We start from the raw sequence: 8,788 nt of genomic DNA on the forward strand, positions 1-8,788 counted from the left end.
GACGCCACCGGACGAACGCCCGGTCGTCACAGAACGCCTGACGGGCCACCAGAAAAACACCGGGCCCACGCGTTCACCGGTGCGTTCCGCGGCCGTTCCGCGCCCGTCGTCCGGCGGCTTTCCGGCAGCCGTTGACAACGCCCCGGCGCCTGGGGGAGCTTACGCGCGTAGAAGGCAGCAGCACTCGGCCACACGCCCGTCCGGAGGCACCCCTTGTCCGCAGCCCAGTCCGCAGCACACCGTTTCCGCCCGCACCGCAGATCGGCCGCCGTCGGCGCCCTCGTCGTCGCCGGGCTGTGCGGCACGCTGCTCGCGCCGCCCGCCTCCTCGGCCGCCGACGCCCAGGCCCTCGACGCCCCGCGCATCCGCGACCTCCAGGGCTCGACGCGGCTGTCGCCGTACGCGGGCCGCCAGGTGACCGACGTGGCGGGCATCGTCACGGGCGTGCGCACCTACGGCTCACGCGGCTTCTGGATCCAGGACCCGGAGGCGGACGGCTCGGCGGCCACCAGCGAGGGCATCTTCGTCTTCACCAGCTCCACTCCCCGGGTCGCGGTGGGCGACGACGTGCTGGTCTCGGGCACGGTCGGGGAGTACTACCCCGGCGGCGCCGCGTCCGGCGGCCAGTCGCTCACCCAGATATCCCGGCCCGCGGTCACCGTCCGGTCCTCGGGGAACGAGCTTCCCGCGCCCGTCGTGCTCGACGCGGACACCGTGCCGGACCGCTACGCCCCGGCCGGCGACCCGGCGGCGGACAACAGCGTCGAGGGCCTCCAACTCGACCCCGCCGCCTACGCGCTGGATCTCTACGAGGCCCTGGAGGGCATGAACGTCGAGATCGGGGACGCCCCCGTGGCCGGGCCGAGCACCTCGTTCTTCGAGCTGTGGGTGACGCTGGAGCCGGACACGAACCCGACGGCCGGCGGCGGCACCCGCTACGCCTCGTACACCGCGCAGAATCCGGGCCGCCTGAAGATCGAGTCGCTGGTTCCCGTGGCGCAGCGGCCGTTCCCGGCCGCCGATGTCGGGGACGTGCTCGCCGGTCCGACCTCCGGGCCCCTGGACTACGACGAGTTCGGCGGGTACCTGCTGGCCGCCCGCTCCCTCGGCGAGGTCGTCCCGGGCGGTCTGGAGCCGGAGACCACCCGCCCGCAGCGCGCGGACGAACTGGCCGTCGCCACCTACAACGTGGAGAACCTCCACCCGGGCAACAGCCAGGAGAAGTTCGACCGGCTGGCCGCCGCCGTCGTGGACAACCTCGCCGCGCCGGACATCCTGGCGCTGGAGGAGATCCAGGACAACTCCGGCCCCACCGACGACGGAACGGTCGCCGCCGACCTGACCCTCCAGCGGTTCACCGACGCGATCGTGGCGGCGGGCGGCCCGCGCTACGAGTGGCGGAGCATCGACCCGGTGGACGGCGCGGACGGCGGCCAGCCGGGCGGCAACATCCGCAACGTCTTCCTCTTCAACCCCGAGCGCGTCTCGTTCACCGACCGGGCGGGCGGCGACGCCACCACCGCGACCGGCGTGGTGAAGGAGCGCGGCCGGGCTCACCTCACCCTCTCCCCCGGCCGGATCGACCCGGCCGACGCGGCGTGGGAGGACAGCCGCAAGCCGCTGGCCGCCGAGTTCACCTTCCGGGGCGAGACGGTCTTCGTCATCGCCAACCACTTCACCTCCAAGGGCGGTGACCAGCCGCTGTACGCGCGCCACCAGCCGCCGGTCCGCTCCTCCGAGGAGCAGCGGCTTCTCCAGGCCCAGGCGGTCAACGCGTTCGTGCGCGAGATCAGGTCGGCGCAGCGGACGGCCCAGGTGGTGGTGCTGGGGGACATCAACGACTTCGAGTTCTCCGCGACCACCGAGGCGCTCGAAGCGGGCGGCGCGCTGGAGAGCGCGGTGAACTCCCTGCCGCGCGACGAGCGGTACACGTACGTCTTCCAGGGCAACTCGCAGGTGCTGGACCAGACGCTGGTCTCCCCCGCGATCCGCCGCTACGACTACGACATCGTCCACATCAACGCCGAGTTCGCGGACCAGGCGAGCGACCACGACCCCCAGGTCCTGCGCTTCCGCCCGTGACGCGACCCTGACGCACCCCGACGCGCGGGCGCGGGGGCCGCGTGCCCCCGCGCCCGGTCCATTGACGGCTCCGGGATTGGCCCATACCTTCTCTTACCCGCCGGTAAGAAGGAGGCCCAACGATGCGCTCGCCCTGGAGACTTGCCCTCGCCGCGACCGGACTGCTCGGCACGCTGCTGGCGGTCCCGCCGGCCGCGAACGCCGTCACCGACGAGGAACCGCCCCTGGAGTACGTCGCCCTGGGCGACTCCTACGCCTCGCTCGGCACGGCGTCCACCCACTACACCGACCCGGAGACCGGCTGCGTCCGGGCCACCGACAACTACCCGGCCCGCCTCGCGGAGACGCTGGACCCGGCGACGTTCACCGACGCCACCTGCGCGGGCGCGGTCACCGGCGGCGTCCTGTCCTCCCAGACCGCCGCGCTCACCCCGGACACCGACCTGGTGACGCTGACGATAGGCGGCAACGACATAGGCTTCGGCTCGATCGCCGCCGCCTGCGGCGCCGCCGGCATGACCAACCCCCTCGGCTCGCCCTGCGAGGACCGCTTCACCTCCGGCGGCACCGACCAGCTGGCCGACCGCGTCGCCGCCACCGCGCCGAAGATCGACGCGGTGCTCGCGGACATCCGGGCACGCGCCCCGCACGCCCGGATCGTCGTCGTCGGCTACCTGCGCATCCTGCCCCCCGCCCTGGGCTGCTGGCCGTTCGTGCCGATCTCCGTGGGCGACGTCCCCTACCTCGACGGCGTGCAGCGCCGGCTCAACACGATGATCGGCGACCGCGCCACGGCCGCCGGCGCCACCTTCGTCAACCCCGGCGAGACCACCGGCCACGACGCCTGCCAGCTCCTCCCCTGGCGCAGGTGGGTCGAAGGCCCCGTGCCCGTCCTGGACGCGGCCCCCATGCACCCCACGGCCGCCGGCCAGGCCCATGTCGCGGGCCTGGTGGCCGGGGCGGTGGAGACTGCGGCGACGACGGCGGAGACGGGGTAGCGGCGCTGAACGGACGGGCGCGGCGCCGCTAAGTGGACCGGGCGCGGGCGTGCGGGACAGACTCGGGCCATGTCTACCGGACCCTTCGGCCGCTGTGCCGCCGCCATGATCACACCGTTCGACGAGGACGGCGCGCTCGATCTCGCCGGGACCCGGCGGCTCGCGGCGCACCTTGTCGAGCGCGGCGGCTGCGACGCCCTCGTCGTCAACGGAACCACCGGCGAGTCGCCCACCACCACCGACGCCGAGAAGGCCGCCGTGGTCCGGGCCGTGGTGGAGGCCGTCGGGGACCGGGCCCCGGTCGTCGCCGGGGTGGGGACGGCCGACACCCGGCACACCGTCGCCCTCGCGCGCGCCGCCGAGGCGGCCGGGGCGCAGGGACTGCTCGTCGTCACGCCGTACTACTCGCGGCCGACGCAGGAGGCGATCGTCCACCACCTGCGGACCGTCGCGGACGGCACCGGGCTTCCGGTGATGCTGTACGACATCCCGGCCCGCACCGGCACCGGCACGGCGCTCACCGCGGACGCGCTGCGCCGCCTCGCGGAGCACGAGCGGATCGTGGCGGTCAAGGACTGCGCGTTCGATCCCCTGAAGTCCGGCCTGATCATGGCCGAGACCGGCCTCGCGTACTACTCCGGCAGCGACGAGACGAATCTGCCGCTGCTGGCGCTCGGCGCGGCCGGGTGCGTGAGCACGGTCGCCAACGTCGCGGGCCGCCAGGTGCGGGCGGTGCTGGACGCGTTCGCCGCCGGGGACCACGCGGCGGCGGCCCGCCGCAACGGCGCGCTGCTGCCGCTGGTGGCGGCGGTGATGGGCGAGGTGCCGGGAACGGTCGCGGTCAAGGCGCTGTTCCGCGCGGCCGGCCTGCCGGGCGGGCCGGTGCGCGGCCCGCTGCTGCCGGCCGGTGCGGAGCTGACGGGCCGTCTGGTCGACGCCCTGACGTCGGCCCTCGGCTCCCCGGTGTGGGCGGAGGGGCCCGGCGCCTAGTACGCGTTCAGCGCCCGGTACGCGGTCGCGTCCCGGGCCAGGAGCGTGGCCCCGGCGACCGCGCCCGGCATCAGGACCACGGCGGCCACCGGGATCAGGAAGAGCAGCGCCAGCGGCACCCCGAAGCCCAGGGCCAGGCCCGGCCGGGTGCGGAACAGCAGCATCCGCTCGCGCAGCGGCTGCCCCCGCCGGGCCAGGGGGAGCGAGGTCAGCTCTATCGTCAGGAAGAAGCCGGTGACGGCGACGCCGACCGCCGGGACCACGGTCTGCCCGAGGAGCGGCACGAAGCCGAGGAAGAACAGCGGCACCCCGAACACCGCCCACCGCAGCAGCACCCGCACGCTGTCCGCCAGGTCGGTCCACCACGGCACACCGGGACCGGCGCCGTCGCCCGGCCCGCCGTCGGACTTCTCCACCTGCTCCGACAGCGCCTCGTAGAACGGGTCCCCGATCAGCAGCGTGACGGCCGTGAACGTCAGCACGGCCGTCAGCAGCGCGCCGCCGATCAGCAGCGCGGCGAACAGGCCGCGCAGCAGCGCCTGGTACAGGTCGTCCCAGCCGTCCGCGAACGGCGTGGCCCAGGTGACGATGTCGTCGGACCACAGGGTGATCATGGTCAGCGCGACCGCGTAGATCACCAGGGTGACCAGCGCGGGCAGCAGCCCGAAGCCGAACCACCTCCGGTGCGTCAGCACCCACCGCTGCCCCAGCAGCATGAACCGCAAGCCCGTCATCACATCGCGCACGGCCGCCAGGCTAGCGCCCTGCCGCGACACTCACGCCCCCGTCCGGGTGCCGGAATCCCGGACCACGGCGTACCCGCGCTCGATGCCGCCCGGTCCCGGCCCGCCGCGCCTCGGCGCGGCTCCCGCGGACGTACGGACAAGGTGGCCGGGCCGATCCGCACCGCCTCGTCGCCGACCCCGGATCCGGGCCGGCTCCCGGCGATGTGGTGCGAGCGCCAGCGGCGCCGCGTCGCGGTGCTCGGCCACCAGCACCTGGAGGAACTCGCCCTGCCGGTCGAACCAGGCCACGGTCGTGCCGTCCGGCAGATGCACGTACCGCCGGTCGCGCCCGTACCGCTTCCCCCGCGAGACCGGTGACTCGCTCACCCGTCGCACACCTCCGCGCCGCGCCGGCGGCTGTCGGACGTCCCTGGTCGAAGACAGACCCCGGGACGCCCCTCGGATCAGCGGGCCGGCGCGACCGCGAGAGGTGACGGCAACGTCAGTTGTGGTGGTGCAGCACGGAGTTGAGGCCACCCCAGTGGCCGGTGCGCGGCAGGGCCTCGACCGCGCCGGTCGTGGAGTTGCGCCGGAAGAGGAGGTTGTCCGCGCCGGACAGCTTCAGCGCCTTGACGACCTCGCCGTCCGGCAGCGTGACGCGGGTGCCCGCCGTCACGTACAGACCGGCCTCCACCACGCAGTCGTCGCCGAGCGAGATGCCGATGCCCGACTCGGCGCCCAGCAGGCAGCGCCGGCCGATGGAGATGGTCTGCTTCCCGCCGCCCGACAGCGTGCCCATGGTGGACGCGCCGCCGCCGATGTCGGAGCCGTCCCCGACCACGACGCCCGCGCTGATCCGGCCCTCGACCATGGAGACGCCGAGCGTGCCCGCGTTGTAGTTGACGAAGCCCTCGTGCATGACGGTGGTGCCGGTGGCCAGATGCGCGCCGAGCCGCACCCGGTCGGCGTCCCCGATCCGCACGCCCGGCGGGATCACGTAGTCGGTCATCCGGGGGAACTTGTCGATGCTGGTCACCGCCAGGTGCAGGCCCTCGGCGCGGAAGGCCAGGCGGGCCTGCTCCACGCCGTGGACCGGGACCGGGCCGTGGCTGGTCCAGGCGACGTTGGTGAGCAGCCCGAAGATGCCCTCCAGGCTCAGCCCGTGCGGGCGGACCAGGCGGTGGCTGAGGAGGTGGAGCCGCAGGTAGATGTCGTGCGCGTCGAGGGGCTTGGCGTCGAGGTCCGGGATGACCGTGCGGACCGCCACGACCTCGACGCCGCGCCGCGCGTCGGGGCCGAGCGCGCGGGGCGCCTGCTCGCCGAGCAGGTCGGCGGCGCGCTCCGCGCTCAGCCGCTCGGTACCGGCGGGGCCCGGTCCGGCGGTGAGTTCGGGGGCGGGGAACCAGGTGTCGAGCACGGTGCCGTCGGCGTCGACAGTGGCGAGCCCGGCGGCGACGGCGCCGGTGGCGGGAGTGGACGTTGCGTCGGTCATGTCCCAGACGCTAACGGGTGGGCGTGCCCGGCGGCGAACCCGTCCCGATGCCGGACACCCCGGCACCGGCCAGCAGCCGGGTGAAGGCCGTCCGCGCCTCCGCCGGGTCGTACAGGCGGCCGGTGAGCAGGTACTGGATCAGCAGGCCGTCGATGGTCGCGGCCAGCGTGCGGGCCGTCGTCTCGTCGGGCAGGCGGGACCGCAGCAGGCCGGCCACGCGGTCCAGGGATCCGGCGGCCAGGGGCCGCAGGGCGGGCTGGCGCAGGCCCGCCACGTACAGCTCATAGGCCAGCTCCGTCTCCTTCCGGCGCAGGCCGAGGCAGTCACCGAGGTACCCGGCCAGCGCGTCCGCCAGCGGCCGGCCGGGCCCCAGCCTGTCGAGCCAGGCGGCGAAGTGGTCCAGCCAGGCGTCGTTGAGCCGCTCCAGCGCGGCCGTCAGCAGCTCGTCGCGGTTTGCGAAGTGGTACGTGGTGGAGCCGAGCGGCACGGCGGCGGCGTCGGCCACCGCCCGGTGGCTGAGCCCCGCGATGCCGCGCTCCGCCACCACCGTCACCGCCGCGTCCACCAGGCGCCCTCTGCGGTCGGGGTCGAAGCGGCGCGGCATCAGTGGGCCCCGCCCAGGTTGAGCAGGGTGACCCCGGCGATGACGAGGACGACGCCGAGCAGCTTGGCCGGGGACGCGCTCTCGTTCAGGAACAGCACGCCGATGGCGGCGACGACCGCCGTCCCGGCGCCGGACCAGATGGCGTAGGCGACGCCGACCTCCATGGACTTCAGGGTCTGGGCCAGCAGGGCGAAGGCCAGCAGGTAGCAGCCCACGGTGCCCAGGCTGGGCCAGAGCCTGCTGAAGCCGTCGCTCTGGTTCAGGAGCATGGTGCCGATGATCTCGGCCAGGATCGCGGCGGCCAGCGTCACGTACATCATGTGTACGAGCGTACATAACGCCCGGCCGGTGGAGTGACCGCCCTGCGCGTCTGCGGGGCACGCGCCGCGCCCGCCCGCCATCCTTGCGGCGCGACAAGCACCACCCACCCCCCACCCCACCCACGTGAACAACGGAAGGAAAGACCCCATGGCCGAGTGCGAGGTCTGCGGCAACGACTACCGGATGGCCTTCGAGGTGCGCGCCGCCGGAGAGGTCCACGTCTTCGACAGCTTCGAGTGCGCCGTCCAGAAGATGGCGCCGATCTGCGAGAACTGCCAGTGCCGCATCATGGGCCACGGCCTGGAGACCGAGGACGGGCACTTCTTCTGCTGCGCCCACTGCGCCCGCACCCAGGGCCACCTCCAGCTCGTCGACCACGCCTGACAGCGCCCCACCCGGCGGGCGGCGGGGTTCCGGGGGCGGCGGGAACCCCGCCGCCGCCCGCCGGAACCGCGCCGCCCGCGCGCGCGTCTTGCGCCCTGACCGACGGCGCGGAGAGGCCAGGGGGCGAGCGCGGACGATGGACGGCGAGAGCGGCGGCACGAGCGGCAGACCCGGCGCGGGCGGCACGGGCACCGGGGACGAGTGGACCGTTCCCGGGTACACCGAGTCCCGCGAGCTGGGCACCGGCGCCAGCGGACGGGTGGTCCTGGCCGTCCACGACGCCACCGGCACACCCGTGGCCATCAAGTACCTCAACGAGCGGTACCGCGCGAACGAGACGTTCCGCGCCGCCTTCCGCCGCGAGGCCGAGCTGCTCGGCGCCCTCGGCTCCCCGCACGTCGCCGCCCTCTACGAGTACGTCGAGGCGCCGACGGCCGCCGCCATCGTCATGGAGCTGATCGACGGCATCACCCTGCGCACCCTGCTGCGCGAGCACGGCCCGGCCGCCCCCGAGGCGGCCCTCGTCGTCCTCAAGGGCTCCCTGCTGGGCCTGGCCGCCGCCCACGCCGCCGGTGTCGTGCACCGCGACTACAAGCCGGGCAACGTGCTCGTCGCCCTCGACGGCACCTCCAAGCTGGTCGACTTCGGCATCGCGGTCCCCTCCGGCTTCGGCGGGACCGTCGCCGGCACCCCCCGGTACATGGCGCCCGAGCAGTGGCGCGGCCTGCCCGCCGGCCCGGCCACCGACATCTACGCGGCGACCGCGACGTTCCACGAGTGCCTGACCGGACGCCCGCCGTTCGGCGGCGACAGCACCGCGGAGCTGATGGTCCAGCACACCAGCGCGCCCGTCCCGGTGGAGAACGTGCCGCCGGGCGTGCGGGACCTGATCCGGCACGGCATGGCCAAGGACCCGGCGCTGCGGCCCGCCGACGCGCGCGCGTTCCTGGCGGAGCTGGAGGAGGCGGCCGGCGCCGCGTACGGCGCGGACTGGGAGGAGGGCGGCCGGCGCGCGCTCGCCGCCCTGGTGTCCCTGCTGCCGCTGCTGCTCCCCGGCGCCGGCGCGGGCCCGGCCGGGATGACGGCCGAGGCCGCCACCGTGCTGCCGCCCGACCCCTCGCCCACCGCCCCGCCGGCCCCGCACGCCCGGCGGCACGTTCTCCACCGGGACGGGCGCGCTGGTGTGCTGGAC

General features: G+C 74.7%; 10 protein-coding genes. 5 read left to right on the forward strand and 5 right to left on the reverse strand.

Features of this window, described 5'->3' with window-relative positions:
- The first annotated feature begins 213 nt into the window (after positions 1-213).
- The 3 genes from ACSNOC_RS15595 (at position 214) to dapA (ending at position 4,070) form a co-directional block, all read left to right on the forward strand.
- On the forward strand, positions 214-2,082 hold the full coding sequence (locus ACSNOC_RS15595) for an endonuclease/exonuclease/phosphatase family protein (protein WP_436748032.1): 1,869 nt from the start codon (positions 214-216) through the stop codon (positions 2,080-2,082).
- 122 nt (positions 2,083-2,204) lie between these two features.
- Positions 2,205-3,080: an SGNH/GDSL hydrolase family protein gene (locus tag ACSNOC_RS15600; protein ID WP_436748033.1), complete on the forward strand. Its 876-nt coding sequence runs from the start codon at positions 2,205-2,207 to the stop codon at positions 3,078-3,080.
- 69 nt (positions 3,081-3,149) lie between these two features.
- A complete protein-coding gene (gene dapA / locus ACSNOC_RS15605) occupies positions 3,150-4,070 on the forward strand; it encodes a 4-hydroxy-tetrahydrodipicolinate synthase (protein ID WP_436748034.1) in 921 nt (306 codons plus the stop codon).
- On the opposite strand, the gene ACSNOC_RS15610 is transcribed toward dapA, so the two are convergent.
- The 5 genes from ACSNOC_RS15610 to ACSNOC_RS15630 form a co-directional block, all read right to left on the reverse strand.
- The gene (locus ACSNOC_RS15610) at positions 4,067-4,816 is read right to left on the reverse strand and encodes an EI24 domain-containing protein (RefSeq protein ID WP_436748035.1); all 750 of its coding nucleotides are present in this window, start codon (positions 4,814-4,816) and stop codon (positions 4,067-4,069) included. The genes dapA and ACSNOC_RS15610 overlap by 4 nt on opposite strands.
- 30 nt (positions 4,817-4,846) lie before the next feature.
- Positions 4,847-5,182, reverse strand: a complete 336-nt coding sequence (locus ACSNOC_RS15615) for a hypothetical protein (protein WP_436748036.1) — start codon at positions 5,180-5,182, stop codon at positions 4,847-4,849.
- 115 nt (positions 5,183-5,297) lie between these two features.
- Positions 5,298-6,287, reverse strand: a complete 990-nt coding sequence (gene dapD / locus ACSNOC_RS15620) for a 2,3,4,5-tetrahydropyridine-2,6-dicarboxylate N-succinyltransferase (RefSeq protein ID WP_436748037.1) — start codon at positions 6,285-6,287, stop codon at positions 5,298-5,300.
- A 10-nt stretch (positions 6,288-6,297) separates the two neighbouring features.
- Positions 6,298-6,891 (reverse strand): TetR/AcrR family transcriptional regulator, encoded by a 594-nt coding sequence (locus tag ACSNOC_RS15625; protein ID WP_436748038.1) that lies wholly within the window; start codon positions 6,889-6,891, stop codon positions 6,298-6,300.
- Complete coding sequence (locus ACSNOC_RS15630; protein ID WP_436748039.1) at positions 6,891-7,211, reverse strand: DMT family transporter; 321 nt, start codon at positions 7,209-7,211, stop codon at positions 6,891-6,893. The genes ACSNOC_RS15625 and ACSNOC_RS15630 overlap by 1 nt, the downstream gene beginning before the upstream one ends.
- 148 nt (positions 7,212-7,359) lie before the next feature.
- Here ACSNOC_RS15630 and ACSNOC_RS15635 point away from each other — a divergent pair, with 148 nt between their 5' ends.
- Together ACSNOC_RS15635 and ACSNOC_RS15640 are read left to right on the forward strand one after the other, a co-directional pair.
- Positions 7,360-7,596, forward strand: coding sequence for a hypothetical protein (locus tag ACSNOC_RS15635; protein ID WP_436748040.1), 237 nt, complete (start codon positions 7,360-7,362; stop codon positions 7,594-7,596).
- Between the two features lie 136 nt (positions 7,597-7,732).
- Positions 7,733-8,788, forward strand: a 1,056-nt coding sequence (locus ACSNOC_RS15640) for a serine/threonine-protein kinase (protein WP_436748041.1), incomplete at its 3' end; no start/stop codon positions are given.

Source organism: Streptomyces sp. URMC 129 (assembly GCF_051386415.1).
In the GTDB taxonomy this organism is placed as follows: domain Bacteria; phylum Actinomycetota; class Actinomycetes; order Streptomycetales; family Streptomycetaceae; genus Streptomyces.

Coding starts and splice junctions, on each gene's coding strand:
- ACSNOC_RS15635 (WP_436748040.1), top strand. CDS start 7,360: ATGGCCGAGTGCGAGGTCTGCGGCAACGACTACCGGATGGCCTTCGAG.
- dapA (WP_436748034.1), top strand. CDS start 3,150: ATGTCTACCGGACCCTTCGGCCGCTGTGCCGCCGCCATGATCACACCG.
- ACSNOC_RS15625 (WP_436748038.1), bottom strand. CDS start 6,891: ATGCCGCGCCGCTTCGACCCCGACCGCAGAGGGCGCCTGGTGGACGCG.
- ACSNOC_RS15630 (WP_436748039.1), bottom strand. CDS start 7,211: ATGATGTACGTGACGCTGGCCGCCGCGATCCTGGCCGAGATCATCGGC.
- dapD (WP_436748037.1), bottom strand. CDS start 6,287: ATGACCGACGCAACGTCCACTCCCGCCACCGGCGCCGTCGCCGCCGGG.
- ACSNOC_RS15600 (WP_436748033.1), top strand. CDS start 2,205: ATGCGCTCGCCCTGGAGACTTGCCCTCGCCGCGACCGGACTGCTCGGC.